Source organism: Variovorax sp. AB1(2024) (assembly GCF_037482385.2).
GTDB lineage: Bacteria > Pseudomonadota > Gammaproteobacteria > Burkholderiales > Burkholderiaceae_C > Variovorax.
The window spans coordinates 12289-39262 of record NZ_JBBHKP020000001.1 but is presented as its reverse complement, the minus strand read 5'-3'; the positions used below and the strand labels follow the sequence as shown (position 1 = coordinate 39262).

Genomic DNA, 26974 nt, shown 5'->3' with positions numbered 1-26974 from the left:
TCATGCCAGACGCTCCCGCTCCCGGCGCTCCCGCTTCTTCCGTCCCTGCCGCCCCTGCCGCCGTCCCCGCCCATTTCCAGACCTTCCTTGCCTTCGACTACGGCCTGAAGCGCACCGGCGTGGCCAGCGGCAACCGGCTGCTGGGCACCGCCACCCCGCAGGCGACCATCAAGGCCGAGGGTGCCGACGCCCGCTTCGCGCAGGTCGAGGCGCGCATCAAGGAATGGCAGCCCGACGCGCTGGTGGTCGGCGTTCCCTATCACCCCGACGGCGCCCCGCACGAGAACACGCGCCGCGCGCAGAAGTTCGCGCGGCAGCTGCGGGGCCGTTTCAATCTCCAGGTGTTCGAGGTCGACGAGCGCTACAGCACCACGGAGGCCCTGTCGTCAGGCGCCCGCGATGCCGATGCCGCCTCCGCCTGCATCATCCTGGAGCAATTCCTGAGGAGTCTCACGTGAGTTCAATTCCCGATGCCGAAGCGCTTTACAAGACGCTGCTTGCCGGCGTAAAGACGCTGATGCGCCCTGAAACCAGGCTGGTCGGCATCACCTCCGGCGGCGCCTGGCTGGTCGAGCGGCTGCAGAAAGACCTGGGCCTGCCCGGTGCGCCGGGCGTCATCTCGTCGGCCATGCACCGCGACGACTTCGCCCGGCGCGGCCTGTCGGCCAGCGCGCAGACGGCGCTGCCCTTCGACGTGAACGGCACCGACGTGCTGCTGCTCGACGACGTGCTCTACACCGGCCGCACCATCCGCGCGGTGCTCAACGAGCTGTTCGACTTCGGCCGCCCGGCCTGCGTGCGGCTCGCGGTGCTGGTCGACCGCGGCGGGCGCGAGCTGCCGGTGGCCGCGGACTTTGCCGCCACCACGCTTACGCTGCCGGCCACCCAGCTGCTGGCACTGGCGCGAGCCGACAGCGGCGCATTCAGCCTCAAGGTGGAGGAAAGCAAGTAATGCTCTACAAGCGAAACCCCCAGCTCAACAAGCACGGCGAGCTGATCCACCTGCTGTCGATCGAGGGCCTGCCCAAGGACATCGTCACGCACATCCTCGACACCGCCGCCAACTTCACCAGCGTGAGCGACCGCGAGGTGAAGAAGGTGCCGCTGCTGCGCGGCAAGAGCGTGTTCAACCTGTTCTTCGAGAACAGCACGCGCACCCGCACCACCTTCGAGATCGCGGCCAAGCGCCTGTCGGCCGACGTCATCAACCTCGACATCGCGCGCTCCTCGGCCACCAAGGGCGAGTCGCTGCTCGACACCATCGCCAACCTGAGCGCGATGGCGGCCGACCTGTTCGTGGTGCGCCACAGCGAGTCGGGCGCGCCGTACCTGATCGCGCAGCACGTCGCGCCGCACGTGCACGTGGTGAACGCCGGCGACGGCCGCCACGCGCACCCGACGCAGGGGCTGCTCGACATGTACACGATCCGCCACTACAAGAAAGACTTCTCGAACCTCACGGTCGCGATCGTCGGCGACGTGCTGCATTCGCGCGTGGCGCGCTCCGACATCCATGCGCTCACCACGCTCGGCTGCGCCGAGGTGCGCGTGGTCGGCCCCAAGACGCTGGTGCCCGCCGACATGGCCGGCATGGGCGTGCGCGTGTTCCACACGCTCGAAGACGGCATCAGGGACTGCGACGTGGTCATCATGCTGCGCCTGCAGAACGAGCGCATGAGCGGCGCGCTGCTGCCGTCGTCGCAGGAGTTCTTCAAGACCTTCGGCCTCACGCCGGAGAAGCTGCAACTGGCCAAGCCCGACGCCATCGTGATGCACCCGGGCCCGATCAACCGCGGCGTGGAGATCGACTCCGCCGTGGTCGACGGCAAGCAGAGCGTGATCCTTCCGCAGGTCACTTTCGGCATCGCGGTCCGCATGGCCGTCATGAGCATCGTCGCTGGCAACGAAGCATAGACATGTTGCTCGCCCCCAGTCTTCGCGCACTTCGTGTCGCTTCGCCAACCCCCTGCCGGGGGCAACACCAGTGGCCCGGCGAAGCCGGTTCCACGGTGTTTCCCGAAAAGGCCATGACTGTCACCGGAAGCACAGACGCATGAACATCCTCATCACCAACGGCCGCGTCGTCGACCCCGCATCGCGCACTGACAAAAAAGCCGACATCGCCATCGCCGACGGAAAGATCGCCGGCATCGGCGCCGGCGTTCCCGCCGGCTTCAAGGCCGATCGCACCATCGACGCCGCGGGCTGCATCGTGGCGCCCGGCCTCGTCGACCTGGCCGCACGCCTGCGCGAGCCCGGCTACGAGCACGAAGGCATGCTCGAAAGCGAAATGGCCGCGGCCATCGCCGGCGGCGTGACCAGCCTCGTGTGCCCGCCCGACACCGACCCCGTGCTCGACGAGCCCGGCCTGGTCGAGATGCTCAAGTTTCGCGCCGAGAAGCTGCAGGGCGCCCGCCTGTTCCCGCTGGGCGCGCTCACGCGCAACCTGGCCGGCGGCGTGCTGACCGAGATGGCCGAGCTCACCGAGGCCGGCTGCATCGGCTTCGGCCAGGCCGACGTGCCGCTGGCCGACACGCAGGTGCTGCAGCGCGCGCTGTCGTACGCCAGCACCTTCGGCTACACCGTGTGGCTGCGCCCGCAGGACCGCGACCTGGGCAAGGGCGTCGCCGCCAGCGGCCCGCTGGCAACGCGGCTGGGCCTGGGCGGCGTGCCGGTGTCGGCCGAGACCATCGCCATCTTCACCATCGTCGAGCTGATGAAGGCCACCGGCGCCCGGGTGCACCTGTGCCGCATTTCCAGCGCGCGCGGCGTGGCGCTGGTGCGCGAGGCCAAGGCGCAGGGGCTGCCGCTGACCTGCGACGTGAGCATCAACTCGCTGCACCTGGCCGACACCGACATCGGCTACTTCGACAGTCGCGCGCGCCTGAACCCGCCGCTGCGCCAGCAGGGCGACCGCGATGCGCTCTCGGCCGCGCTGGCCGACGGCACCATCGACGCGCTGGTGTCCGACCACACGCCGGTCGAGGCCGACGCCAAGACGCTGCCGTTCGCCGAAGCCGAAGCGGGCGCCACCGGGCTCGAGCTGCTGCTGCCGCTCGCGCTGCTGTGGAGCGAGCGCAGCGGTGCCGGCATTGCGCGCGCCATCGAGGTCGTGACCTCGGCGCCCGCCCGCCTGCTGGCCGCGGCCGACGCGGGCACCGGCATCGGCCGCATCGTGGAGGGCGGCGTGGCCGACCTGTGCATCGTCGACCCGGCGCTCGAGTGGCAGGTGCGGCCCGACGCGCTCAAGAGCCAGGGCAAGCACACGCCGTTCTCGGGCTATCCGATGCAGGGCCGCGCGCGCCACACGCTGGTGGCGGGCCGCGTAGTCCACGGCTAGAAATGAAGCTCACCCCCAGTCTTCGCGCACTTCGTGTCGCTACGCCAACCCCCTTGCAGGGGGCAACACCGGCGGCCCGGCAAAGCCGGTTCCGCGGTGTTCCGCGATCACGCATTGAAAGCTGAGAGGACGCACGCCCTATGCTTCATTCCCTGAAGGCCTGCGCGCGCCTGCTGCACGCGGTGGCGCACGCGCTGGCGGGCTGGTGGACCATCCGCCACAAGTTCCCAAGTCTTCCGCAGGAAGAGCGCAACGCGCGCGTGCAGGCGTGGTCCCGGCGCATGCTGCAGATCATGGGCATCACGCTCAAGGTGCAGGGCACGCCGCCGGCCGGGGGGCCTGTGCTGCTCATCTGCAATCACCTGTCCTGGCTCGACATCACCTGCCTGCATGCCGCGCGCCACGTGCGCTTCGTGTCGAAGTCCGACGTCAAGCACTGGCCGCTGATCGGCACGCTTTCCACCGGCTCCGGCACGCTCTACATCGAACGTGAGCGCCGCCGCGACGCGCTGCGCGTGGTGCACCACATGACCGAGGCGCTTCGCGGTGGCGACCTGATCGGCGTGTTCCCCGAAGGCACCACCAGCGACGGGCGCGGCCTGCTGCCGTTCCATGCCAACCTGCTGCAGGCGGCCATTTCAGCGGGCGCGCCGGTGCTGCCGGCCGCGCTGCGCTTTGCCGATGCCGCCACCGGCGAGACCAGCCAGGCGCCGCGCTACATCGGCGACGACAACCTGCTCGCATCGCTGTGGAACACGCTGCGCGCGCCGCCGCTGCTGGCCATCGTGCGCTACGGCGAGCCGCAGCCGTCGCACGGCCGCGACCGCCGCGAATGGGCCGTGTCGCTGCACGAAGACGTGCAGCAGCTGCGCCGCGAAACCCACTGATCCGCCGGGCATGGCCCAAAAAAAGCGCTCCCGAAGGAGCGCTTAACGGCGCGGATGCGCCGCGAGGAGGAACTTTCTCTCGAGCAACCGGTAATGTGGGAAGTTTCCTTGGAGGGTCAGAGGATGCCGAAGATCTTCAGGCCGATGATCACGACCAGCGGCACGCCGCAAAGCCAGAGGATGATGCTTTTCATTGTTCAGGTCTCCAAAGCCAACTAAGTAAGGCTGAAGATTCGCCGCGGCAGCGGCGGGCACATGCGGGAGAAAGCTAGACAAGTGCGTGGGCGAGTGCCTACAGATGCTCGGGGTCGTCGTCCGGCGGCGCGCCTGCTGCCCGCTTCGGCCTGAAGTCGCCGGGCTGCCGGCTGGTCCAGCGCCTGAAGGCCTGGCGGAAGTTGGACCCGTCGCTGAAGCCCAGCCGCGCCGCGATTTCTTCCTGCGTCAGGTCGGTGTCGCGCAGGTAGGCAATGGCCTGGTCCTTCAGCACGTTCGAGCGAAGTCCGCGAAACGACGTGCCGGCTTCCTGCAGCCTGCGCCGCAAGGTGCGCGGATTCATCTGCAGCTCGCCCGCGATGTCGTCGATGTCCGGCGCGGGCTTTTCCGCGTACTGTGCCGCAAGCAGCTCGCGCACGCGCGCCTCGATGCTGCCCCGCAAGGAGAGTTTCTTCAGCAGCACTTCGCAGCCGGCGCGCACCATCGCCATGCTGACCGCATTGGCGTGCGGCAACCTGTGCTCGAGCAGGGCCGGATCGAAATGGAAGCCGTCGTGCGGCTGGCCGAAGTGCACCGGACAGCCGAAGAAATGCTCGTACAGCGAGGCATGCGCGGGCGCGTCGTAGCGCAGCGATATCGCGAGCGCCCTGAAGCCGGGGCCGAAGGCGATCTCGGACATCCGGTAGCCCATGCACAGGGCGAACTCCATGCTCATCTGGTATTCGGTGCTGTGCGGGTTCGAGACCAACAGCGGGGTGTAGGTCCACCAGGCGCTGCCGCCGGCCTCGTGCAACTCGAAGGCGACCATCGGGCCCAGCACCCACTGGTACCTGACCACGAACTCGGCCAGTTCCCGATAGGTGCGCGCGCTGCTCATGCCCATGCCCCATACGCCCAGCGAAGCCAGGCTGACGCGCCGGCCCGCCTCGAACGGCGCTTCGGGTCCCGGCGACAGCGCCACCGCATTGCGAAGAATGGTCTGCATCTGCGCATACGAGACCTTCCTCGAATGCGACATCAGCTCGCTTTCGTCGATTCCGGTGCCGTGCAACAGCTCCGATGCCGAGGCGCCGCTCTGCGTCAGCGCCATCACGCAGGCGGCCGTGCCGTGCATGGGATAGCAGCGGTCGTCGGGCGGGGCGACCAGGTTGCGGCGGGTTCCGAACCTCATGAGTGTGTTGGCGGATTCGTTGGTGGATGAACGACTCCGATTAAAGAAGACTTCGAACGGCCGCGTTCGATTCGCGGCTGCAGAAAGTCACACTCACGCTACCAATTGCGAAGAATTGGCGCTAAAAGTTGATCATTGGTAGTTAACGTGAGGTTAACTTCAGCTGGCCTCGTCGATCGGCACGAAGCCGAGCCTGCGCGAGATTTCGAGCGCGCAGGCTTTCAGCGGCACGGCCACGCGCCCGTTCCAGTCGCTGTCGAAGGTGGCTTCCGGCCCCATGGCCGTGATGCCAAGCACCAGGTTGTTGGTCGAGTCGAACACCGGCGCACAGAAAGCGTCGATGCCGGGAATCGGCTGGCCCAGCGTGCGCGACATGCCGTGCAGGCGGGTTTCGACCAGCAGCGCCTCGATCTGCGAGTGCGACAGCTCGGTGGTGGAGCCGCGGCCGTCGGCCGGGCGGGTGCGCGCCAGGTCTTCGAGCATCATCTTCTCGACCACCTTGGGCGGCAGGTAGGCCGCGAACAGCCGCCCGGTGGCCGTGTAGGCCAGCGACATGACGGTGCCGGTGCGCAGGTTCACGTGCAGCGGGTGGATGGGTTCCTCCAGCCGCACGACGGTCGGCCCGAAATTGCCCCATACGGCCACCGCGATGCTCTGTTCGGTTTCCGAGGCCAGCGCCTCGATGAGCGGCGACGCCTCCTTGATCGGGTCAAGCCGCTGCAGCTTGGCAAGACCCAACTGCAGGGCCAGCGGCCCCAGTTCGTAGCGGCCCGCGCCGTCCTGAACGACGAAGCCCACCTTCAGAAAACTGACGAGGTAGGGGTGTGCCTTGCCCACGGGCACGCCCGCGGCCTTGCCCAGGTCGCGCAGCGCCATCGGCGCGACGTGCCGACCCAGCGCCACGAGCAGCTGCGTTCCGATTTCGACTGACTGAATGCCACGTCTTGGCTTTTCCATAGGGCGCCCGGCGTGGGGAATGAGGGTGGGGGCGAGTATATCCATCAGGGTTTCTACTGATATTGTCACAGACAATCGATGATGACTGATCATCTGATAGTAACTAAACGACTTGACCATATCAATAACGCTGCCTAAACTCCGCCGCAACTTAAGTCGTACACAAACAGGCGAAACAGGCAGAGATGGAACAGAACACTTTTGAATGCGACGTGCTGGTCGTCGGCAGCGGCGCCTCGGGCATGTCCACCGCCATCACGGCGGCTTCGCAGGGGTTGAAGGTGCTGGTGGTCGACAAGGAGCCGCGCTTCGGCGGCACCACCGCGCGCTCGGGCGGCTGGCTTTGGATTCCGGGCACGCGCCTGGCCACGGAGCAGGGCATCCACGAGCCCGAGGGCGCCGCGCTCACCTACATGAAGCACGAGACCACCACGCACTTCGATGCGGCGCGCGTCGGTGCCTTCCTCGACATGGGCCCCAAGGCCATCGACTTCTTCACGCGCAACACCTGCGTGCAGTTCGACATGCCGCCCGTGTTCCCCGACTACCACGCCGAAGCGCCCGGCGGCCAGCAGGGCGGCCGCTCGATGGTCACGCGCCCGTTCGACGGCCGCGAGCTGGGCAAGCGCGTCAAGCTGCTGGCGCCGCCGCTGCCCGAGCTGACCGTGTTCGGAATGATGTTGGGCTCGGGCCCCGAGATCAAACACTTCATGCGGGCGTTCAAGTCGCCCACCTCGTTCTGGTACGTGACCAAGCGGCTGACCCGCCACTTCCTCGACGTGCTGGGCCACGGCCGCGGCATGACGCTGACCAACGGCAACGCGCTGGCCGGCCGCCTCGCCAAGGCCGCGATGGACCTGGACATTCCCGTGTGGCTTTCTTCGCCGGTGAAGAAGCTGGTGGTCGAGTACGACGGCGTCTCCGGTGCCGTGGTGCAGCACGAAGGCAAGAGCGTGCGCGTGGTCGCCAAGCGCGGCGTGGTGCTGGCCTGCGGCGGCTTCCCGTACGACGTGGAGCGCCGCAAGCAGCTGTTCCCGCACGCACCGACCGGCAAGGAGCACTACTCGCCTTCGCCTTCCACCAACACCGGCGACGGCCTGCGCCTGGCCGAAGCCGTGGGCGGCCGCGTCGACGGCACCATTCCGCATGCCGCCGCGTGGGTGCCGGCTTCGGTCACCACCCGCCCCGACGGCACCAAGGGCGTGATGCCGCACTTCATCGACCGCGCAAAGCCCGGCGTGATCGCGGTCACGCCCAAGGGCAGGCGCTTCGCCAACGAAGGCAACTCGTACCACGACTTCGTGCAGGCGATGGTCAAGGCCTGCGAAAGCGACGGCGAACCCGAAGTCACGGCCTGGCTGCTGTGCGACCACAAGGCGCTGCGCAACTACGGCCTGGGCTGCGTCGCGCCGGCGCCGCTGCCCATCGGCCGCCACCTGAAGAGCGGCTACCTCAAGCGCGGCGCCACCGTCGGCGAACTGGCCAGGGAAATCGGCATTGCGCCGGCCACGCTCGAAGCCACCGTGCAGGAGTTCAACAAGGGCGCGCGCACCGGCGACGACCCCGCCTTCGGCAAGGGCAGCAAGGCCTACAACCGCTACCAGGGCGACGCCAACGTCACGCCCAACCCGTGCGTCGCGCCGCTGGAGAACGGCCCGTACTACGCCATCAGGCTGGTGGTCGGCGACATCGGCACCTTCGCCGGCCTCGTCACCGACGAGAAGACCCGCGTGCTCGACGCCAACCGCCAGCCGATCAAGGGCCTCTACGCCGTCGGCAACGACGCGGCCAGCGTGATGGGCGGCAACTACCCCGGCGCGGGCATCACGCTCGGCCCGGCGCTGACCTTCGGCTACGTGGCGGGCCTGCAGCTCGCGCAGGCCGAGGCCGCCGCGGCGGTGCAGCTGAAGGTGGAGCAGCGCGAAGCCGTGCCCGTGAGCCGCAAGGCCTGAGCCCTCCCGCAATCGAAGCATCCGCATTCCGTACATACATAGAAGGAGACACCGATGGCCTTTCCCTCCAACGTCGCGCCGCGCCTGCTCGAAGGCCGCCTCGCCCTCGTCACCGGCGCGGGGCAGGGCAACGGCCGCGCGCTCGCGCTCGGCCTGGCGCAGGCCGGCGCGCGCGTGGTCGTGACCGACATGAACGAAGCCACCGTGCGCGAGACCGCGCAGCTGGTGCGCAACGAAGGCGGCGAAGCCTGGTCCTTCGTGCTCGACGTGACCGTGCCCGAGGCCTGCCATGCGCTCGCCGAGCGCGTGGGCAAGGAGATCGGCAACGTCGACCTGCTGGTGAACAACGCCGGCATCATCATCCGCGAGACCACCGCGAGCCCGAACGCCGCCGCCAACTGGAAGAAGACCATCGACGTGAACGTGCACGGCACCTTCAACACCACGCTGGCCTTCATTCCGGTGCTCAAGCAGACGAAGGGCTCGATCATCAACATCGCCTCCATCGCCGCCTATGCGGGGCAGGGCGCGAGCCTGGGCTACTCACCGTCCAAGGGCGCCATCAAGATGCTGACGCAGTCGCTCGCGCAAGAGCTGGCGCCGGCCGGCGTGCGCGTCAACGCGCTCGCGCCCGGCGTCATCGAAACGCCCATGACCGCCGCCACGCGCGACAACCCGGGCCGCCTCGAATCGTTCATGACGCGCATCCCCATGGGCCGCGTCGGCCAGACCGAAGACCTCGTCGGCCCGGTGATCTTCCTGGCCAGCGACATGTCGCGCTACGTCACCGGCATCGTGCTGCCGGTGGACGGCGGCTTCCTTGCCGTCTGAGCCGCCTGCGCTTTCCCTTCGCTTCCCCGTCCGTCAATCCATCAGGAGACAAAAAATGAAAACCCTTCGTCTGTACAAGACCCTGCTCGCCGCGGCTGCGTTCGCCGCCTTCACCGCCGGTGCGTCGGCGCAAGACATCAAGCTGGGCTACAACGGCGACCTGTCGGCATCGCCCTCGGCGCAGAGCGGCCAGGCCGCGGTGCTGGGCATGGAAGCGGCCATTGCCGACATCAACGCCGCCGGCGGCGTGCTGGGCAAGAAGCTGGCGCTGGTCACGCGCGACGACGTGTCGGCTCCGCCCAAGTCGATCCAGAACATGAGCGACCTGATCGACAACGAGAAGGTGGTCGCCGTGTTCGGCCCCACCAACTCGGGCAACGCGATGGCGTGGAAGCACATCGCCAACCAGAAGAAGATTCCGGTGCTGGGCAACGTGGGTTCGGGCACCGACATCACCAAGCCCATGAGCCCCGGCGCCGACAACTACATGTTCCGCGTCTCGATGGTCGACCGCGAACAGGTGGCCGCGCTCATGGCCTACGTGAAGAAGAACGCCGCCGGCTCCAAGGTGGTGGGCCTCATGGCCGAGACCACCGGCTACGGCCAGGGCGGCCTGAAGGACATGGAAGAAATCGCCAAGCTGCAGGACATCAAGATCGCGGCCACCGAGCGCTTCGGCGTCGGCGACACCGACATGACCTCGCAGCTGAGCAAGATGAAGGCCGCCAACGTCGACACCGTGGTGGTGTGGGCGCAGGGCACGCCCATCGCGCAGCTGGTGCGCAGCATGGAGAAGATCAACTACTTCCCGCTGACGCTCACCTCCTGGGCCGCCGACAACATCACCTTCTACGACGCGGCCGGCAAGGCGCTGGCCGAGAAGCCGATCTTCATGCGCACCGTGAGCGAGACCCGCACGCCCGCGCAGCAGAAGCTGTTCGACCGCATCGGCAGCAAGCTGAAGGCGCCGGGCTCGTTCTCCTTCGCGCTGCACGGCTATGACTCGATGCAGCTGCTGGCCCAGGCCATGAAGCAGGCCAACAGCACCGACGGCGCCGCCGTGCGTGCCGCGCTCGAAGACCTGAAGACGCCGGTGCAGGGCGTCCTCAAGACCTACGACAAGCCCTTCAGCAAGACCAACCACGAAGCCCTGACCGCCAAGGACCTGGTGTGGATCCGCTGGAAGGACGGCAAGCTGCTGCCCTACAGCGACGCGCTGATCGACGGCCTGAAGCCGGCCGACTTCAAGCAGTAAGCAAAGCAAGAAGCAAGAAGAGACACAGACCATGGTTGTAGCGCTCCTGCAGGCGCTCATCAGCGGGCTCGCCGTCGGCGGTGCCTATGCGCTGGTGGCGCTCGGATTCAGCATCACGTTCACGACGACCAAGACGCTGAACTTCTCGCACGGCGAGTTCGTCTCGGCCGGCGCGTTCATCGGCATGAGCGCTCTGTTCCTGGTGCTGGGCAAGCCTTTCGACTCCACCACCTTCGGCGACGCCATTCCCGGCGCGGGCGCGCAGCTCTTCGCGCTGGTGGCCGCGCTCGGCGTGATGGGGCTGCTGGGCTGGCTGCTCTACGTGCTGGGCGTGCGTCCGTTCGCGGGCCGCCCAGGCATGGCGTGGGTGATGAGCACGCTGGGCTTCGGCGTGATCCTGCAGAGCGTGGGCCTGGCCATCTGGGGCCCCAAGCCCGTGGTGGTGCCCGCGCCGGTGGGCGACACCGTGATCCGCATGTTCGGCGTGGGGGTACGCCCGCAGGAGCTGCTGACGCTGGGCGTGGCGGTGGTCGTGATGTTCGGCTTCGACCGCGTCATGAACCGCACCATGGTCGGCAAGGCCATGCGCGCGGTGGCGCAGAACGGCAACGTGGCCAGCCTGATGGGCATCAACACCAACGCGATGATGATCGGCGCCTTCGTCGTCAGCTCGGCGCTGGCGGGGCTCTCGGGCTTCCTGCTCGCGCCCATCGCGCAGGCATCGCTCTTCATGGGGCTGACCGTGGGGCTCAAGGGCTTCTCGGGCGCGATGATCGGCGGGCTGAGCAATCCGCGCGGCTGCGTGATCGGCGGCTTTTTGCTCGGCGTGCTCGAGTCGATGGTCAACCTGTGGCAGGCGCAGTGGCGTGAGGTGGCGGTGTTCGCGCTCGTCATCCTGGTGCTGGCCTTCCGGCCCACGGGCCTGTTCGGCCGCTCGACGGTGGAGAAGGTATGAAGCGCCTCGCCCACCCCGCCGGCGTGGTCGCGTTCGCGGCCGTGCTGATCGGCATCGTGTCGATGTCCGGCAACGACTACTACCTGCGCATCGCCTTCATGATGTGCGTCTACTACCTGTGCGCCGCCGGCATGAACGTGCTGGTGGGCTACGCGGGACAGAAATCGCTCGGCCAGGCCGGGCTGTTCGCGGCCGGCGCCTACGGCGTGGCGCTGCTGACTTCGCGCACCGACATGGACCCGTGGCTCGCGCTTGCGCTGGCCGCCGTCATCTCCGGCCTGTGCGGCGTGCTCATCGCGCTGCCTTCGCTGCGCGTGAAGGGGCCGTACCTGGCCATGGTCACGCTGGCCTTCGGCATCGTGGTGGAAAAGCTCGTGGGCGAATGGACCGACGTGTTCGGCGGCGCGCAGGGCATCTACGGCATCCGTCCGCTCACCTGGAAGGGCGCGCCGCTGGACACCACGCAGTGGGTCATCCTCGGCATCGTGCTGTGCGCGGCGCTGCACCTGCTGCTGCGCAACCTGCTGGGCGGGCGCTTCGGCCGCGCGCTGCTGTCGCTGCAGGCGGACGAGATCGCCTCGTCTTCGGTGGGCGTGCGCGTGTACCGCGCCAAGGTCATGGCCTTCGTGGTCGCGGCCGTCACCTGCGGCATCGCGGGCGCGCTGGTGGCGCAGCAGAACCAGTACATCAACTCCGACTTCATCACCTTCCACCTGTCGATCTTCATCCTGCTGCTGGTGCTGTTCGGCGGCGCGGGCTCGATGTACGGCCCGCTGGTGGGCGCGGTGCTGCTCACGCTGACCGACGCGCTGCTGGCGCGCTGGCCCTCGGCGCAGCACTTCCTCTACGGCTTCCTGCTGCTGTTCGCGCTGTACGTGATGCCGGGCGGCGTGGTGGGCCTGTTCAACAAGTGGTTCATGAAGTCGCGCCATCGCGGCGAAGGCGCGGGCGGCAAAGGCGTGCCCGGCCAGATCGGCCCCGGCGGCGAAGGCGAACTGCTGGTGGTGCAGGGCGTGACCAAGTCCTATGGCGGCGTGAAGCCGGCGCAGGACGTGTCGTTCCGCCTGCAGCGCGGCCACATCCATGCGCTGATCGGGCCCAACGGCGCGGGCAAGAGCACCATGATCAACATGCTCACCGGCGTGATCGAACCCGATGCGGGCGTGATCCGCTTCCTGGGCCAGAACATCGTGGGCCAGCCGGCGCACACCATCTGCTGCCTGGGCATGGGCCGCACCTTCCAGAACCTGCGCCTGTTCGCCGACCTGTCGGTGCTCGACAACGTCATGCTGGGCCGCCACAGCCGCATGAGCAACGGCTTCCTGTCGTCGCTGGTGGCGTGGCCCACGGCCGGCAGGCAGGAGCGCGAGACGCGTGAACGCGCGCTGCAGCTGCTCGACCTGGTCGGCCTCGGCCACCTGGCGCACTGGCCCGCCGGCAGCCTGCCCTACGGCCTGCAGCGCCGCGTGGAGCTGGCGCGCGCGCTGGCCACCGAGCCGCAACTGCTGCTGCTCGACGAGCCCGCCGCCGGCCTGAACCCGCAGGAGACGGCCGAGCTCGGCGAACTGCTGCTGCGCATCGGCAAATGCGGCGTGTCGATCCTGATGGTGGAGCACCACATGGACCTGGTGATGTCGATCTCCGACCACGTGATCGTGCTCGACTACGGCATCAAGATCGCCGAGGGCAAGCCCGCCGAGGTGCAGGCCAACCCGCGCGTGGTCGAGGCCTACCTGGGCGTGGACGACGAAGAAGAAGAGGCACTGGCCACGGCCATGCCCGCCTGAGCAGAAAGACCGAAACCATCATGCTGAAAATCGAATCGGTGAAGGTCTCGTACGGCGCCATCGAGGCCGTCAAGGGCGTGAGCCTGGAAGTGCGCGCGGGCGAGGTCGTCACCATCATCGGCGCCAACGGCGCCGGCAAGAGCACGCTGCTCAAGAGCATCGTCGGGCTGGAGCCCGTGGCCGAGGGCCGCGTGCTGATCGACGGCAACGACTGCACCCACGTGCCTTCGCACAAGCGCGTGGGCCTGGGCGTGGCGCTGTCGCCCGAAGGCCGGGGCGTTTTCCCCGACCAGACGGTGCGCGAGAACCTGATGCTCGGCGCCTACTCGCGCCGCAACGACAAGGCCTTCGTGGAGAGCGCCATCGAACGCGAGTTCGCGCGCTTCCCGCGGCTGAAGGAGCGCCAGCACCAGCCTTCGGGCACGCTGTCGGGCGGCGAGCAGCAGATGCTGGCCATTGCCCGCGCGCTCATGAGCGAGCCGCGCCTGCTGCTGCTCGACGAGCCCTCGCTGGGGCTCGCGCCGCTCATCATCAAGGACATCTTCGACGCCATCCGCCAGCTGCGCAGTTCGGGCCTGACCATCCTGCTGGTGGAGCAGATGGCCAAGCAGGCGCTGGGCGTGGCCGACCGCGCCTATGTGCTGGAAACCGGCTGCATCACGCTCGAAGGCTCCGGCCGCGAGCTGCTCGACAACCCCAAGGTGAAGTCCGCGTACCTCGGCACGCACTGACGCCACCGCTCACTTCAAAGGACCGCTTCCAATGACCGCCACCACCAAGAAATTCGCCAGCCAGGCCGACCTCGAAGAAAAGAAGGTCTCGTTCACCCGCCTCTCGGAGAACGCCTACGCCTACACCGCCGAAGGCGACCCCAACACCGGCATCTTCATCGGCGACGAGGCCGTGATGGTGGTCGACACCCAGGCCACGCCGGCCATGGCGCAGGACGTGATCCGCCGCATCCGCGAAGTGACGCCGCTGCCCATCAAGTACGTGCTGCTGAGCCACTACCACGCGGTGCGCGTGCTGGGCGCGTCGGCCTACTTCAAGGAAGGCGCCGAGCAGATCATTGCCAGCCGCGACACCTACGACCTGATCGTCGAGCGCGGCGAGCAGGACAAGGCCAGCGAGATCGGCCGCTTTCCGCGCCTGTTCCGCAATGTCGAGAGCGTGCCCGCGGGCCTGACCTGGCCCACCATGACCTTCGACGGCACCATGAGCGTGTGGCTGGGCAAGAAGCTCGAAGTGAAGATCGCGCAAGTCGGCCGCGGCCACACCAAGGGCGACACCATCGCCTACCTGGAAGACCAGAAGATCTGCTTTGCCGGCGACCTCGTCGAATACCAGAGCACCGCCTACGCCGGCGACTGCTACTTCCGCGACTGGCCCACCACGCTCGACCGCCTCGCGGGCTTCGGCTTCGAGAAGCTGGTGCCCGGCCGCGGCGCCGCGCTGGAGAACGCGAGCGACGTGCGCAAGGCCATCGCCTCCACGCGCGCCTTCATCTCCGACGTGTACACGCTGGTCAACAACGGCGTGGCCCAGGGCAAGACGCTGAACGCGATCTACAAGGAAACCGTGGCCGCGCTGCGCCCGACCTACGGCCACTGGGTGATCTTCGACCACTGCATGCCCTTCGACGTGACCCGCGCGTATGACGAAGCCACCGGTCACGTCCACCCGCGCATCTGGACCGCCGAGCGCGACATCGAGATGTGGAACGAACTGGAAGGTTGACCACCCCCAGCCTCGCCCACTTCGTGTGGCTCGGACACCCCCTCGCGGGGGCGCACCCTGCGGCCCGGCAGAGCCGGTTCCGCAGGCGCTCCCGAAAGGCCCACGCTTCGCGGGGCGCGCACTGCTCCTCGAACATCTGAAATGAAACAGTCCACACCGCCACCTGGCGCGACACCCGCCGCCGTGCAGGGCTGGATGCTCCTGGCGATGGTGCTGTGGGGCGTGAACGTGTCCGCCGTGAAGGCGCTCACCACGTCCTTCGAGTCGCTGCCGCTGGCCGCGCTGCGCATGGCGGTGGCTAGCCTGGCGCTGTCGGCCATCGTGCTCTGGCGCCGGGGCGGCGTGCCCGCGCTCGGCGCGCGGCAGCTCGCGGCCATGACGGGCTGCGCGTTCCTCATGGTCTATGCCAACCAGATCCTGTTCGCGCAGGGCCTGCTGCGCTCCACCGCCACCAACGGCGCGCTCATCATGGCGCTGAGCCCGCTGGTGTCGGCGCTGATGGCCGCGCTGGTGTTCCGTGAAAGCCTCACGCCCCGGCGCATGCTGGGCGTGGCGCTGGGCTTCGCGGGGGTGGCGGCGGTGGTGCTGAGCCACCCGGGCGCGGGGCTGTCGCGTGCCGGCATCGGCGACCTGATGCTGGCGCTGGGCGTGGTGAGCTTCGCGATCGGCGGCGTGGGCGTGCAGCGGCTGGCGCGGCAGATCGATCCGCTGTCGATCAGCTGGGTCATCTACATGATCGGCACCGCCATGCTGGTGCTGCACACCCTGCTCGGGCCTTCGCGGCTGGGCACGGCCGAGCTGTTTCCCGGCGCGTGGCCGTGGGCGCTGGTGCTGTTCTCCGGCATTGCCGCCACCGCGGCGGGCAACCTCATCTGGAACCGTGCGATCTCCGTCATCGGCGTGGCGCGCACGGCCGTCTTTCTTTACTGGGTGCCGGTGTTCGGCGTCGCGTTCGCGGCGCTGCTGCTGGGCGAAGCGCTCACGTGGTGGCACCTGCTCGGCTTCGTCGCCGTGATGAGCGGCACCTGGCTGGGCACGCGGCCCGCTGCTACGGCCGTCGCGCCCTGATCCCTGCCATTCATGTCCGAATCTCTTCCCCTGCTGTTCCAGCCTTTGCAACTGCGCGGCCTCACGCTGGCCAACCGTGTCGTCATCTCGCCCATGTGCCAGCACGCCGCCGACCGTGGCCATGCCACGCCGTGGCACATGGTGCACCTGGGCAAGTTCGCGCTCGGCGGTGCGGGGCTGATCCTCACCGAGAGCACCGCGGTCGATCCGCGCGGGCGCATCGGCACTGCCGACCTCGGGCTGTGGAACGACAGCCAGATCGCGCCGCTGAAGGCCGTGGTCGACTTCGTGCATGCGCAGGGCAGCGCCATCGGCGTGCAGCTGGCGCACGCGGGGCGCAAGGCCGGCAGCGAGCCGCTGTGGGAAGGCGGCGCGGCGCTGGATGACGCGCGCATGGCCGCCGACGAGGAACCCTGGGAGCGCCTGGGCCCGAGCGCGCTCGCGGCGGGACCTGGCTGGTCGGCGCCACGCGCGCTGGACGCGGACGGTGTCGCCTCGGTCGTGCAGCACTTCGTCGATGCGGCGGTGCGCGCGGACAAGGCGGGCTTCGACGTGGTCGAGCTGCACTTCGGGCACGGCTACCTCGTGGCGAGTTTTCTGTCGCCCAACGCCAACCACCGGGGCGACGCGCTCGGCGGCAGCCGCGACAACCGCATGTGGCTGGCGCTGGAAATCGCGCGGCGCGTGCGTGCCGCATGGCCTGCGCACAAGCCGCTGTTCTGCCGCCTGTCGGCGGTGGACGGCACGCTCGACGGCTGGGGCCTGGACGACTCGGTGGTGCTCGCGCGCGAGCTCAAGCGCTGCGGCGTCGACGTGATCGACTGTTCTTCCGGCGGTCTCACGGAAGAGACGCGCGCGCTGCCGGTGCCGCGCGGGCTGGGCTTCCAGGTGCCGTTCTCGGCGCGCATCCGGCGCGAGGCGCAGGTGCCCACGCAGGCCGTCGGCATGATCGTCGACGCGCAGCAGGCCGAGGCCGTGCTCGCCGCCGGCGATGCCGACCTGATCGCGCTGGGCCGCGAGGCGTTGTTCGACCCCTATTGGCCGCACCACGCGGCCGCCGCGCTCGGCGCGGACCCCGGCTACGAACGCTGGCCGGTGCGCCACGGCGTGTGGCTGGCCAAGCGCGCGCCGGGCCTGGCGCGCGCGCGGGCCGAAGCGGCGGCGGCATCCAGCGACAAGGAGACAGGCACCCAATGACCGAACCGACCAGCACCGCCGCAACCACCACCACCAGCCTGCGCATGGGCCTGATCCGCAAGAAGCCCGCGTGGACCGACGAAGCCTTCCGCACCCACTGGCGCGACAGGCACGGCCCGCTGGTGGCGCAGTTGCCCACGCTGCGCGCCTACCGGCAGAACCTGGTGGTCGACCGGCTGCAGCGCGGCATCGATTTCGCGCGCGGGCCGTGGGACTTCGACGGCTTCTCGCAACTGCGCTTCGACGAGGCCGCGCAGGCGTCGCAAGCCTTCGGCCACGGCGAACTGGCGGCCGCCATCCGCGCGGACGAAGAGCGCTTTCTGGGCGGCCTGCACATCGTGAGCGTCGCGCAGACCGAAGTGATCGCGCTGCCGCCCGAGCCCCATGGCCTGCTCAAGCGCATCTCGCTGCTGCGCCGGCCGGCCGCGCAATCCGAAGAAGACTTCCGCCGCGAATGGCGCGTGCATGCCGAGCATGTGCGCCGCATGCCGGGCGTGAGCGGCTACCGCCAGAACGTGGTGACCGCGCGCGAGTTCGTGAAGGGCACGCCCTGCGACTACCCGGAACTGCCCATCGACGGCATCGTCGAGCTGTGGTTCGAGAACACCGACACGCTGAACGCCGCCTTCGCGTCGCCGCAGGGGCAGGTGACGATGGCGCATGCGCTCACCTTCCTGGCGGAGATCACGGCCTTCGTGGTGGAAGAGCACCGGGTGGTTTGAGCGGGCGGCGCACGGCCGCGCGCCAGTTAACCCGTTCATGGGATTGACCCGGCCGGTGCCATGGCGACACTGGGCCGACAAAAACTCCAACCCACGGACATGCCCGCTCCGCACGATGGCAGGCAGTCTTCGAGCGCGCGCGCCCTTGACCTCACATCCCATTTCCGTCGACCTGAAGGGCGGCTGGTCCTGTTCGTTCCACTTCAAGCAGGGCGTGAGCGGCGGCTACGCCGGCGTGGCCGAGATCGCGCTGGACGGCCTGCGGCATGGCGAGGTCGTGATCATGGCCCAGCCCTCGCTCGACGCCGCCGTGGCGCGCATGAAGTTGCGGGCCAGCCAGTTCGTCAGCGTGCGGTCGGTCGACGGGGCGCACAAGCCGTGGCGGGAGCGGACGGAAGCGCAAAAGTAATATCCGGCCTCGACAACACCGGAGCAGCAGGCATGGGGCGGATCTTCTTCATCGGCATCGTCATGGCCGCCGCCGCGTGCGCGGCATCCGCCCAGACGCGCAAGCCGTTTCCACCCGGCGTGGTGGGCGTGATGCGCATCGACGCCGGCACCGAATACGTTTTTCTAGACCGGCCCACCACCGTGGGCGGCGCATGCAAGGGGTGGAAGGCGGTGTCGATCCAGGCGCCCGGCCCGGCGGGCTCGGGGCTGACCAACCTCATGTGCTGGAAGGAATCGAACGGGCAGCTGCTGACCGCGACAGAAGCCAAGGTCACGCCGCAGGTCGCGTCGATGGACCTGATTCGCTGATCCGCTGATGCGGCTGCTCAGGCCGGCAGCAGGCGGTCCTTGGGCGTTGCTGCGAACCGCGCCTTGGGAGCCGGCGTATTGCCCCGGGCCGGCAGCCATTGCGCATCTTGCCGCGCGGCCTCGCCGTCGCCCGGCAGCACGAACTGGCTGATCAGCGCCTCGAGGCTGCGTGCCTGGTCGCGCAGGCCTTGCGACGCGGCGGCCGACTCTTCCACCAGCGCCGAGTTCTGCTGCGTCATGCGGTCCAGCCGAGAGACGGCGGTGTTGATCTGGCCGATGTCGCGCGTCTGCGCATGCGTGGCCTCGGTGATGTCGTTCACCGTGCCCGCCACCTGCCGGATCGACGCCATGATGCGGCCCATCGTCTGCCCCGCGCTGTCGGCCAGCTGCGTGCCGGCCTCGATGCGCTGCACCGAGTTCTCGATCAGCCCCTTGATCTCGCGCGCCGCCGCCGCCGAGCGCGTGGCCAGCTGCCGCACCTCGGCCGCCACCACCGCGAAGCCCCGGCCCGAGTCGCCGGCGCGCGCGGCTTCCACTGCCGCGTTGAGCGCGAGGATGTTCGTCTGGAACGCGATGCCGTCGATCACGCCGATGATGTCCGCCATCTTGTGCGAGGCGCGGTGAATGTCCTGCATCGTGCCGACCACCTGCGACACCACCTCGCCGCCCTGCGCCGCCACCGTGGCCGCGGCGCCCGCCATCTGCTCTGCCCGGCCCGCGGCCTCGCTCGATTGCGCCACGTTGCGCATCACCAGCTCCAGCGCGGCGGCCGTCTGCTGCAGGCTCGACGCGGCTTCTTCAGTGCGCGACGAAAGTTCCGAATTGCCCTGCGCCATGTCGCCGGCCGCCACGCGCACGTTCTGCACCGACTCGCGCACGCGTTCGACCAGTTCGCGCAGCGCGCCCTGCATCGCGCCCAGCGCCTGCAGCATCTGCCCGGCCTCGTCGCGCGCGTGGCCCTCGATGTCCTGCCGCAGGTCGAGGCTGGCCACGCGCTGGGCCGTTTCGCCGGCCGCGCGGATCGGCCTGCTGATGCTGCGCACCAGCCACTGCGCCAGCACCGCGCCCACCAGCAGCGCCGCTGCGCAGAACACCACCAGCGCCAGCCGCGCCGAAGCGCTCAGGCCGTCGATGCGGGCGTCGGCTGCATCCATGGCGTCGCGCTGCGCCTGCGCGAGCCTGGAAACCGCCGCCAGCAGCGCGGCCGAGCCCGGCTGGAAGCGCTGCGAATAGACGTTGCGGATGCGCTCTGTCAGGCCCGAGTCGCGCGCCGCGATCAGCTCTTTCACGGCCGCCTTGAAGTCGGTGCCCGCGGTTTCGATCTGCGCGAGCAATGCGCGGTCGGGCTCGGACTTCAGGCGCTGGTCGACCTGCTGCATCAGCGCGCTGTATTGCTTCTCCGTCGCCTGGATGTCGGCCGCGAGGATCTCGCCGACCTCGGGTTCGGAGCTCAGCGCCATCGCCTTGTAGCGCTCGGCATTGATCGCCTGCAGGCGATAGGCGTCGACCACCAGGCGTTCGGACACGCCGTTGTGCTGGATGGCTTCATGCGTGGCACCGGTCACCTTGGCCAGCGACCAGATGCCGATGCCCGAGCCCGCAAGGGTCAGCAGCAGCACGACGCTGAAAGTGGCCAGCAGCCGGCGGCCGAGGATGTTGAGGGGGCGGGGAGGGCGCGGGTCGGTGGCGGAAGTCACGGGGGCTGCGATGAAGAAGAAGGCTGGGAACGTTCCCGCGCCCGATTGGAGCCGTGCCGTGTTACCGGGAATTAACAGTTGGGGCCGCAGGGCTTTGCGGCCTTGCTTTCTTCGTCTTTGCTTCAGCGTGCGAGGAACACGCCGATGGCCACGATCCATGCCGCGCCCAGCGCGATCGCCAGCCACGCGGACCATTGCATCAGCAGCTCCTTCCAGCGCGGCTGATCGTGCGGACACGGGTCGAGCAACGCCAGCAAGGCCTGGCCGCCGCCCATCGTCGGCAGCGGAAGCAGGTTCAACGCGGCGAACTTCGCTGCGAGCATGCCGAGCAGCGCTGCGAAGCCGAGCGACCCTGCATGCGTCGCGCCGCCAAGCAGATGCTGCGCGGTGGAGAGCGGCGAGAGCGCGCCCGTGGCGATCTGCGCAAAGCCGTTGACGAGGCTGCCCCAAGCCGCGTCGGGCCGCAACACGAAGGCCACGGCGATGAGCGCTGCAATGCCCGACAGCGGCAGCAGCACGCGCACCGCGCGCGGCTGGGTGTCGAAGGCGTCGTCGGCCCAATCGGGCGCGGCGTCGTGCGGCTTGGTGTCGGTGAGCGTGTTCTTGAGCATGACCGCGCCGCCGAACGGCAGCGCGCGCAGGCGGAAGATGCCCATGGACAGCAGAGTCGGGCCGAAGCCCAGCGACACCTCGCGAACCGTGATGCCGAGCAAGCGGGCGAGCATGGCCATCACGGTGGTGTGAAGCGCGGCCAGCAGGGCGATGGCGGCGATGAACTGCAGGGCAAGGGACATGGCGGAACGAAGGCAGGGAACACAAGCGGGTGCTTGCGGTGCGGGCGATGTTAGCTTTGGGATCGCCGCTGCTGCCTGTCCCTTATCGCTCGCGCGGGATGCAGACCTGGATCAGGTTCATCACTTCTCTCGCCAATTCGGAGGCGAGCCAGAACACGTTGCCGCGATGTTCGGGGCCTGCGTCTTCCTGCTGCGGCGGGCCGTTGCCGTGGCAGTAGCAGAGCAGCGAATAGAGCTGCGTGCTCTTTTCCTCCAGGAGCGTTGCTGCGTCTGGCGGGGCCTCTGCGTGAGCCAGGGGCGTGGAGGGGCGGGCTATATTTGGGGTAGCCATTTGGGGTGCATCCTTTTAGAGGGTTGAGCACTTCGCTTGGTCAGACGGCTGGGGTGTTGACGCATCCCGGCCGTCGCCTTTTGAGACCTCGCATTTGCATCGATGCGGCGGCGCGCCGATGACCCGCTGCGAGGCGGTGCGGTTCATTCGTTCGGGTGCTTGAGGGGGATGCGCTCCTTGCCCACTTGGTGGGGTGTTGGGGGACGAGGGCGTTTACTTTAGAGAGGAACGGGGCTGTTCAGGCAACGGGAAATGCCCAGTAGTTCTCGGATTGCGCGGGTATGTGGGGGCAGACCGTAGCGACTGCGTGGGCCGTCTTGTCCCGGACGAAAAAAAACCTGTTGAATATCAACAGGTTTCTGGTGCCTTCGACAGGAATCGAACCTGTATCTGAGTCTTAGGAGGACCCCGTTCTATCCATTGAACTACGAAGACGCTAGGACGCCGGCAGGAGCCGAACGACGCGGCGCAGTTTATCGCGTCTGGAACCGGTCTCGCTTGGACGTGTGTTGTTTACCTGATATTCGACAGAAGATCTTGCTCCAACAGTCCAGTCGACCGGCAATTGACGGCCTCCATATTCTCAGGACGCGGGAAACTGGCTGCGGTGTTCGTGTTGAATGCAATGCTGTTGGATGTGTTGACGGAGCGTCCATTGACGTCGCGCACGGTATGGTCAAGCTTCAAGACATAGCGCGTGTTGGCCGAGACACGTGTCTGCTCTGGGCCAACTTCTTCGAAGATCAGATTGACGCGTCCGTCGAGATTCATCTGCCTGCTCAGAAAGAACAGATTGGACGTCATGACCTCATATTCCATTTGCTGCTTCGCTGCCGGGAAGTCATAAGTGCGTTCACCGCGCGCGTTCTTGACGTAGGAGATGATGCGGCCGCAGTCCACATACTTTTCCGGGTCACCCGAATAGCTGATGTTGATCAGACCCGACGACTTGTCCAGGTTGTTGATCACGAAAAATTCCTTGCCCAATTGGGGCACGGCTGCATCCCAGACGGCTTGGCGCGACTTGTTGATGATCTTCGTGTTTTCCACGGCCGTTGGAGCCTGGGGGCGTACGTAATCAATCTTTCCGGCGCAGCCAGCGATAACAGCCAGGGAAATGACTGCGGTAGCGACTCTGATCATTTTTTCTCCTCGTTGAGCCGTTACTGTAACAAGAGCTCACCTTTGACTCGACGGGAATAACGCCAAGTCCGTGGGGCTCTCGCTCTCAGTCGTACTTCACCGTATAGATCAGATCCAGCCCGCTCGTCTGCCCCGCCTGCCCCCGCAGCGTGAGCCTGGTGGTGAGGTCGTAGAAGATGAACAGCGTGCCGAAGGTCCCGCCGATGCTGCGCTCGTAGGTGATGTAGAAGTCTTTCGACAGCCGCTTGCCCAGCGTCACCGCCGATTCGCGCAGGTCGCCGCCGCTGCCCGGGCCCTTGAAGCCCAGTTCGTCCAGCCCGAAGCGGCTGGCCAGGCTGCCGCCGGAGCCACTGCCGCCGATCTTGCCGAGCAGCGACAGCGCGGCCTGCTGCAGCAGCGCCGATTCGCCGCCGCTGGTGGCCGATGCGCGTCCCAAAATCACCCATGACAGGGTTTCGGCGTCCGACAGGGCGGGCTCTGAATACAGCTTCACGCGCGGCGATTGCGCGGTGCCGGTGATCTGCACGCCCGCGCGCTGCGACAGGTTCGGGCGAATGGCCAGGATGTCCAGCGCGGGGTTGTCGAAGGGGCCGTTGAAGCGGGCCACGCCGGTTTCCACGTCGAGCTGCTGGCCGTAGGCGCGGTACTGGCCCTTCACGGTCTTCACCTCGCCGGTGATGCGCGGCGGGGCGTTCAGCCGGGTGCTGCGGATTTCCAGGTCGCCTTCCAGGCGGGTGGTGATGCCGCGGCCCTGCACCGCGAAGTCGTCGCCAAGGTCGAAGTTGACGACGATGTCAGGCGGCTTGGCGGTCTGCGGTTTCGCGGCCTGGGCGTCGGCGCGCTCGGATTCGCGTTTCGCCGCCTCGGCGGCCTCGCGGTCCTTGGCGGCGGAGCGCACGACGACGTCGCTGCCCAGGCTGGGCGCGGTTTCGTCGGGCAGGATGATGACGGCGCGGTCGGTCCTGAGCTTGCCGCGCACGGTGAACTGGCCGTTGTCCAGTTTGGCCTGCAGGTCGCCCGAGAGCGTGACCTGCCGGTCGGTGCGCACCAGCACGCGCAGCGCGCGTAGTTGGCCCTGCATGGCCATGCGCACGCCCGATGCGGTGCCGCTGGCCGGGCCCCAGCTGAGGTCGCCGGTGGCCGACAGCGTGCCGCCGTCGGACCGGGCCTCGCTGGCCGCGGTGCTGCGGTTGCCGCTCTGGCCGGCAATGCGCGCGGAGCTGCCAGCGCCGCCCTTGAGCGTGAATTCGGTGATTTCCACGCGCTCGCCGTTCAGCGAGGCGCGCAGCCGGCCGTCGCGCAGGTCCAGCCCTTCGACAGGCGCGCGCAGCGCGAGCTTGTCGGCGCCCAGCGTGCCGTTCCAGCGCGGCACGGCGCGGTTGCCCGACAGGGTGGCGGCGGCGTCGAGCGTGCCGGCAATGCGCCAGCCCGGCGGCGCGAGCATCGACCACACGCCCAGGTTGGGCAGGCTGGCCTTGATGGTGCCGCCCAGAGGCGCGTCGGGCGCCCACTGCCAGCCGCCGGCGCGCTGCTGCACGCGGGTGTCGATGTCGGCGTTGATCTTGCCGGCGCGTTCGCTGTCCCACGCCAGGGTGGCGCGCACGGCGTCGCCCTGCGCGTCGAGCCGCAGCTCGGCCTGGCGCAGGCCGGCCGGGGTGCTGGGGGCCTCCACGCCGTTGGGGGCGGTGGCGGAGTTCATGGTGCGTTCGCTGGCGGTGCCCGTGCCGGTGCTCACGATGCGCGTGACCAGCGCGGCCTCGCCGGCCTGCACGCGGATGTCGCCGCTCTGGCGCGCGATGCGGGCCTTGGCGCGCAGCGTGTCGCCGGCGTCTATGTCCCAGTCGCCGTCGAACATCAGGTCGCCGCTGATGCCGTATTCGCCCAGCGTGGTGTTGGCGCCGAGCGCGCCGGCCCAGGCCATGGGCAGGCCCTGCAGCTGGCCCTTGGACTGCACGCGGAACACGCGGTTGGGCGCCGCGCCGCTCTGGCTGAAGCGCAGCGGCTGCCAGTCGATGCGCACGGTGCCGGGCACGGGGCCGCGCAGGGTGGCCGCGGCGGCGGAGGCTTCGACATCCAGCCGCGCGGCGTTGCCGCTGGTGCTGCGGATGGTGGCCGTCACCTCGCGGCTCAGCTCCAGCACCCAGGGGGCGCCGGGGCGGGCGCTGTCCTGGGCCTGCAGGCGCAGGCTGGCGAGCGCGGCGCGCCACTGGTCGGTGCCCGCGAGGCCGCCGCTGGCGCGGGTGTCGATGGTGAATTTCTGGGTGCCGGTGGTGGCTTCGCCCTGCAGCGTGAGGCTGGCTTGCGCAAGGCTGCCCGCGAGTTCGGCGCGCAGGCCGTTCAGCTGCACGGCGGTGGCGGCGGCACCGGGCGCCGAGGCCGGCAGGAGAAGGTCGAGCCGGGGCACGCCGAGCATGGCCTTGAGCGTGGGCTCGGCGATGCCGCGCTGCGCCGGCGCGTTCGCGTTCTGCAGGCGGCGCTGGATGGTCTGCCAGCCGCCCTGCCAGCTTGCATCGAGCCTGGCGGAGCCCTTGGCGCTGGCGTTCGCGAACACGTTCGACAGCCCCGGCAGGCCCTGCACCCAGCGCTGCACGGCGTCGGCATCGTCGATGCTGGCCTTGATGTCGCCGCCGCCGGTGGTGGGCGCGATGCGGCCGTCGACCTGCGCGCTGCCGCCCGGCAGCACGAGGTTGAGCTTGCCGCTGCCGGCCTGGTCGGCCACGCGCACCTGCAGCTTGCCGTCGAGGCTGGCGCGCTGGGCTTCGATGCGCAGGGTGCGCAGGTCGAGCACCTGGTCTTTCCACTGGCCCTGGGCCAGCGCGCGGTCGAGCGCGAAGCCGGGCAGCGCCTTGCTGCCGGCGCCGCCTTCGGCGCGCAGCGCGGCGTCGAAGCTGATGGTGCTTTCCTTCTGCTCGGCCTTGATCGTGCCGCTCACCGGCGCGCCGGAAAGCTCGCTGTACAGCGCGCCGGGCCGCACGCCGCGCACGGTGGCCTGGGCCTGCCACGGGGCGGGCGCGGGGCTCCACTTGCCGGCCGCGTCGATGCGGCCGCCGCCCGCGCGCACGGTGGCTTCGGGAATGGTCCAGCTGGTGCCGTCGAAGCCGACGCGGGCCTGCACCTGTTCGACCGGGAGCTTTTCTTCGTCCCACGGGCCGGCCACGCTGTTGCGGATGTCGGCCGATGCCTTCCATGCGGCCGGGCCGGTGTCGGCGTCGGGCGTGAGTTCGACGGTGCCGGTGAGCCGGGTCTGCGGCGCGCCGGGCCACAGGCTGGAGGCGTCCACGTTGCGCAGGTCGGCCTTGGCGTCGATCACCGGCTGCGGCAGCCACGGCGCGATCTGCGCCTGCAGCCTGGCTTCCATCAGGGCGTCGGCGTTTTCCTCGGCGGGCTTGAGCTCGGCGGCCACCTGCAGGCGGGCTTCGGTGCCTGCGAGCGTGCCCTTGACGTTGGCTTCGGCCAGCACGTCGATGTCGCGGTCCTCGGCCAGCGGGGCCTTCACGCGGCCGTTGAGCGAGGCGTCGATCGCCATCGGCGCGGGGCCCTGCAGCTTGACGCGCGCGCTGTAGTGGCCGTCGGCAATGTCCACGCCCTTCACTTCGAGCGCATGCTCGGCGGCCTTGTAGCTGTAGCTGCCCGACAGGTTGAGCGCCTGCAGCGCGGGCGGGCCGGCCCAGCGCACTTCGTCGATGCGAAAGGGCACGTCGACATCGACCGGCAGCGCCAGCTGCTGCAGCGGCTCCGCGGGCTTGTCGCTCGGCGGGCCGCGCTTTTCGATCAGTACCTGCTTGGCATGCACCTCGCCGAGCTGCACCTTGCGCCGGAACAGCGGCGCGAGCTGCCAGCCGATGGTGGCGTCGTTCACCTCGACCGCGATGCTCTCGCTCTGGTACTTGAGCCGGCCGATGTGGCCGCCGGTGCGCAGCGAGCCGGTGACGTCGCGGCTTTCCAGCGTCTGCCCGGCGGGCAGGCGCTGCGCCGCCTGGGCGAGCGCGAAGGCCAGCGACTTGTTGGAGCCCAGCCACCACCACGCGCCCGCACCCAGCAGCAGCACGGCCACGAACAGGCCGAGCACGGTCCAGGCGAACGCGCGCAGCGCGCGGCGCGTGCGCGAGCGCCTTGCGGCGGGGGGCGTATGCGTCGGTGCGCCGGCGGGATCGGTGTGGTTGGCTTCGGTCTGCATC

The 26974-nt window shown here is 68.8% G+C and carries 24 protein-coding genes and 1 tRNA gene; 17 read left to right on the top strand and 8 right to left on the bottom strand.

What is annotated here, in order from left to right; all coding sequences use genetic code 11:
* Positions 1-2 precede the first annotated feature (2 nt).
* From ruvX to WIX39_RS00160, 5 genes are all read left to right on the top strand, one after another.
* The gene (gene ruvX / locus WIX39_RS00180; RefSeq protein WP_409194297.1) at positions 3-458 is read left to right on the top strand and encodes a Holliday junction resolvase RuvX; all 456 of its coding nucleotides are present in this window, start codon (positions 3-5) and stop codon (positions 456-458) included.
* A complete protein-coding gene (gene pyrR, locus WIX39_RS00175; protein WP_081268857.1) occupies positions 455-952 on the top strand; it encodes a bifunctional pyr operon transcriptional regulator/uracil phosphoribosyltransferase PyrR in 498 nt (165 codons plus the stop codon). The genes ruvX and pyrR overlap by 4 nt, the downstream gene beginning before the upstream one ends.
* On the top strand, positions 952-1914 hold the full coding sequence (locus WIX39_RS00170; protein ID WP_409194296.1) for an aspartate carbamoyltransferase catalytic subunit: 963 nt from the start codon (positions 952-954) through the stop codon (positions 1912-1914). Before pyrR ends, WIX39_RS00170 begins: the two co-directional genes overlap by 1 nt.
* A 139-nt stretch (positions 1915-2053) precedes the next feature.
* Positions 2054-3340, top strand: a complete 1287-nt coding sequence (locus tag WIX39_RS00165) for a dihydroorotase (protein WP_409194295.1) — start codon at positions 2054-2056, stop codon at positions 3338-3340.
* Positions 3341-3480: 140 nt separating this feature from the next.
* Positions 3481-4227, top strand: a complete 747-nt coding sequence (locus WIX39_RS00160) for a lysophospholipid acyltransferase family protein (RefSeq protein ID WP_409194294.1) — start codon at positions 3481-3483, stop codon at positions 4225-4227.
* 292 nt (positions 4228-4519) lie between these two features.
* Here WIX39_RS00160 and WIX39_RS00155 read toward each other — a convergent pair whose 3' ends face one another.
* Positions 4520-5611 (bottom strand): AraC family transcriptional regulator, encoded by a 1092-nt coding sequence (locus WIX39_RS00155; protein WP_409194293.1) that lies wholly within the window; start codon positions 5609-5611, stop codon positions 4520-4522.
* 159 nt (positions 5612-5770) lie between these two features.
* A complete protein-coding gene (locus WIX39_RS00150; RefSeq protein ID WP_081268852.1) occupies positions 5771-6568 on the bottom strand; it encodes an IclR family transcriptional regulator in 798 nt (265 codons plus the stop codon).
* A 185-nt stretch (positions 6569-6753) separates the two neighbouring features.
* Here WIX39_RS00150 and WIX39_RS00145 point away from each other — a divergent pair, with 185 nt between their 5' ends.
* From WIX39_RS00145 to WIX39_RS00090, 12 genes are all read left to right on the top strand, one after another.
* Positions 6754-8520 carry an FAD-dependent oxidoreductase gene (locus WIX39_RS00145; protein ID WP_106936807.1) on the top strand — a complete coding sequence of 589 codons (1767 nt, stop codon included), beginning with the start codon at positions 6754-6756 and terminating at the stop codon, positions 8518-8520.
* Positions 8521-8574: 54 nt separating this feature from the next.
* Complete coding sequence (locus WIX39_RS00140; RefSeq protein WP_285414118.1) at positions 8575-9351, top strand: SDR family NAD(P)-dependent oxidoreductase; 777 nt, start codon at positions 8575-8577, stop codon at positions 9349-9351.
* Between the two features lie 55 nt (positions 9352-9406).
* Positions 9407-10606 carry an ABC transporter substrate-binding protein gene (locus WIX39_RS00135; protein WP_106936809.1) on the top strand — a complete coding sequence of 400 codons (1200 nt, stop codon included), beginning with the start codon at positions 9407-9409 and terminating at the stop codon, positions 10604-10606.
* 31 nt (positions 10607-10637) lie between these two features.
* Positions 10638-11561 carry a branched-chain amino acid ABC transporter permease gene (locus WIX39_RS00130; RefSeq protein WP_081268848.1) on the top strand — a complete coding sequence of 308 codons (924 nt, stop codon included), beginning with the start codon at positions 10638-10640 and terminating at the stop codon, positions 11559-11561.
* Positions 11558-13348, top strand: coding sequence for a branched-chain amino acid ABC transporter ATP-binding protein/permease (locus tag WIX39_RS00125; protein WP_106936810.1), 1791 nt, complete (start codon positions 11558-11560; stop codon positions 13346-13348). Before WIX39_RS00130 ends, WIX39_RS00125 begins: the two co-directional genes overlap by 4 nt.
* A gap of 20 nt (positions 13349-13368) precedes the next feature.
* Positions 13369-14079 carry an ABC transporter ATP-binding protein gene (locus WIX39_RS00120; protein WP_106936811.1) on the top strand — a complete coding sequence of 237 codons (711 nt, stop codon included), beginning with the start codon at positions 13369-13371 and terminating at the stop codon, positions 14077-14079.
* Between the two features lie 31 nt (positions 14080-14110).
* The gene (locus tag WIX39_RS00115) at positions 14111-15085 is read left to right on the top strand and encodes an MBL fold metallo-hydrolase (protein WP_106936812.1); all 975 of its coding nucleotides are present in this window, start codon (positions 14111-14113) and stop codon (positions 15083-15085) included.
* A 141-nt stretch (positions 15086-15226) separates the two neighbouring features.
* Entirely contained in the window at positions 15227-16153 is a 927-nt protein-coding gene (locus WIX39_RS00110) for a DMT family transporter (protein ID WP_409194292.1), read from the top strand.
* 12 nt (positions 16154-16165) lie between these two features.
* Positions 16166-17350: an NADH:flavin oxidoreductase/NADH oxidase gene (locus WIX39_RS00105; protein WP_409194291.1), complete on the top strand. Its 1185-nt coding sequence runs from the start codon at positions 16166-16168 to the stop codon at positions 17348-17350.
* Positions 17347-18072: an EthD family reductase gene (locus WIX39_RS00100; protein ID WP_409194290.1), complete on the top strand. Its 726-nt coding sequence runs from the start codon at positions 17347-17349 to the stop codon at positions 18070-18072. Before WIX39_RS00105 ends, WIX39_RS00100 begins: the two co-directional genes overlap by 4 nt.
* A gap of 145 nt (positions 18073-18217) precedes the next feature.
* Complete coding sequence (locus WIX39_RS00095) at positions 18218-18481, top strand: hypothetical protein (protein WP_409194289.1); 264 nt, start codon at positions 18218-18220, stop codon at positions 18479-18481.
* A 32-nt stretch (positions 18482-18513) separates the two neighbouring features.
* Positions 18514-18831, top strand: a complete 318-nt coding sequence (locus tag WIX39_RS00090) for a hypothetical protein (protein ID WP_106936816.1) — start codon at positions 18514-18516, stop codon at positions 18829-18831.
* Between the two features lie 17 nt (positions 18832-18848).
* Here WIX39_RS00090 and WIX39_RS00085 read toward each other — a convergent pair whose 3' ends face one another.
* The 6 genes from WIX39_RS00085 to WIX39_RS00060 all read right to left on the bottom strand — a co-directional run bounded on the left by WIX39_RS00085 (position 18849) and on the right by WIX39_RS00060 (position 26973).
* Complete coding sequence (locus WIX39_RS00085) at positions 18849-20528, bottom strand: methyl-accepting chemotaxis protein (protein WP_409194288.1); 1680 nt, start codon at positions 20526-20528, stop codon at positions 18849-18851.
* Between the two features lie 122 nt (positions 20529-20650).
* The gene (locus WIX39_RS00080; RefSeq protein WP_409194287.1) at positions 20651-21322 is read right to left on the bottom strand and encodes a site-2 protease family protein; all 672 of its coding nucleotides are present in this window, start codon (positions 21320-21322) and stop codon (positions 20651-20653) included.
* Positions 21323-21404: 82 nt separating this feature from the next.
* Entirely contained in the window at positions 21405-21653 is a 249-nt protein-coding gene (locus WIX39_RS00075) for a hypothetical protein (RefSeq protein ID WP_081268838.1), read from the bottom strand.
* Between the two features lie 360 nt (positions 21654-22013).
* Positions 22014-22088: transfer RNA gene (locus WIX39_RS00070), tRNA-Arg, on the bottom strand.
* Between the two features lie 78 nt (positions 22089-22166).
* Positions 22167-22796 carry a hypothetical protein gene (locus tag WIX39_RS00065; RefSeq protein WP_409194286.1) on the bottom strand — a complete coding sequence of 210 codons (630 nt, stop codon included), beginning with the start codon at positions 22794-22796 and terminating at the stop codon, positions 22167-22169.
* A gap of 85 nt (positions 22797-22881) precedes the next feature.
* The gene (locus WIX39_RS00060; protein ID WP_409194285.1) at positions 22882-26973 is read right to left on the bottom strand and encodes a translocation/assembly module TamB domain-containing protein; all 4092 of its coding nucleotides are present in this window, start codon (positions 26971-26973) and stop codon (positions 22882-22884) included.
* Between the last annotated feature and the right edge of the window lies 1 nt (position 26974).

Coding starts and splice junctions, on each gene's coding strand:
- ruvX (WP_409194297.1), top strand. CDS start 3: ATGCCAGACGCTCCCGCTCCCGGCGCTCCCGCTTCTTCCGTCCCTGCC.
- WIX39_RS00170 (WP_409194296.1), top strand. CDS start 952: ATGCTCTACAAGCGAAACCCCCAGCTCAACAAGCACGGCGAGCTGATC.
- WIX39_RS00165 (WP_409194295.1), top strand. CDS start 2,054: ATGAACATCCTCATCACCAACGGCCGCGTCGTCGACCCCGCATCGCGC.
- WIX39_RS00160 (WP_409194294.1), top strand. CDS start 3,481: ATGCTTCATTCCCTGAAGGCCTGCGCGCGCCTGCTGCACGCGGTGGCG.
- WIX39_RS00155 (WP_409194293.1), bottom strand. CDS start 5,611: ATGAGGTTCGGAACCCGCCGCAACCTGGTCGCCCCGCCCGACGACCGC.
- WIX39_RS00150 (WP_081268852.1), bottom strand. CDS start 6,568: ATGGAAAAGCCAAGACGTGGCATTCAGTCAGTCGAAATCGGAACGCAG.
- WIX39_RS00145 (WP_106936807.1), top strand. CDS start 6,754: ATGGAACAGAACACTTTTGAATGCGACGTGCTGGTCGTCGGCAGCGGC.
- WIX39_RS00140 (WP_285414118.1), top strand. CDS start 8,575: ATGGCCTTTCCCTCCAACGTCGCGCCGCGCCTGCTCGAAGGCCGCCTC.
- WIX39_RS00135 (WP_106936809.1), top strand. CDS start 9,407: ATGAAAACCCTTCGTCTGTACAAGACCCTGCTCGCCGCGGCTGCGTTC.
- WIX39_RS00130 (WP_081268848.1), top strand. CDS start 10,638: ATGGTTGTAGCGCTCCTGCAGGCGCTCATCAGCGGGCTCGCCGTCGGC.
- WIX39_RS00125 (WP_106936810.1), top strand. CDS start 11,558: ATGAAGCGCCTCGCCCACCCCGCCGGCGTGGTCGCGTTCGCGGCCGTG.
- WIX39_RS00120 (WP_106936811.1), top strand. CDS start 13,369: ATGCTGAAAATCGAATCGGTGAAGGTCTCGTACGGCGCCATCGAGGCC.
- WIX39_RS00115 (WP_106936812.1), top strand. CDS start 14,111: ATGACCGCCACCACCAAGAAATTCGCCAGCCAGGCCGACCTCGAAGAA.
- WIX39_RS00110 (WP_409194292.1), top strand. CDS start 15,227: ATGAAACAGTCCACACCGCCACCTGGCGCGACACCCGCCGCCGTGCAG.
- WIX39_RS00105 (WP_409194291.1), top strand. CDS start 16,166: ATGTCCGAATCTCTTCCCCTGCTGTTCCAGCCTTTGCAACTGCGCGGC.
- WIX39_RS00100 (WP_409194290.1), top strand. CDS start 17,347: ATGACCGAACCGACCAGCACCGCCGCAACCACCACCACCAGCCTGCGC.
- WIX39_RS00090 (WP_106936816.1), top strand. CDS start 18,514: ATGGGGCGGATCTTCTTCATCGGCATCGTCATGGCCGCCGCCGCGTGC.
- WIX39_RS00080 (WP_409194287.1), bottom strand. CDS start 21,322: ATGTCCCTTGCCCTGCAGTTCATCGCCGCCATCGCCCTGCTGGCCGCG.
- WIX39_RS00075 (WP_081268838.1), bottom strand. CDS start 21,653: ATGGCTACCCCAAATATAGCCCGCCCCTCCACGCCCCTGGCTCACGCA.
- WIX39_RS00065 (WP_409194286.1), bottom strand. CDS start 22,796: ATGATCAGAGTCGCTACCGCAGTCATTTCCCTGGCTGTTATCGCTGGC.
- WIX39_RS00060 (WP_409194285.1), bottom strand. CDS start 26,973: ATGCAGACCGAAGCCAACCACACCGATCCCGCCGGCGCACCGACGCAT.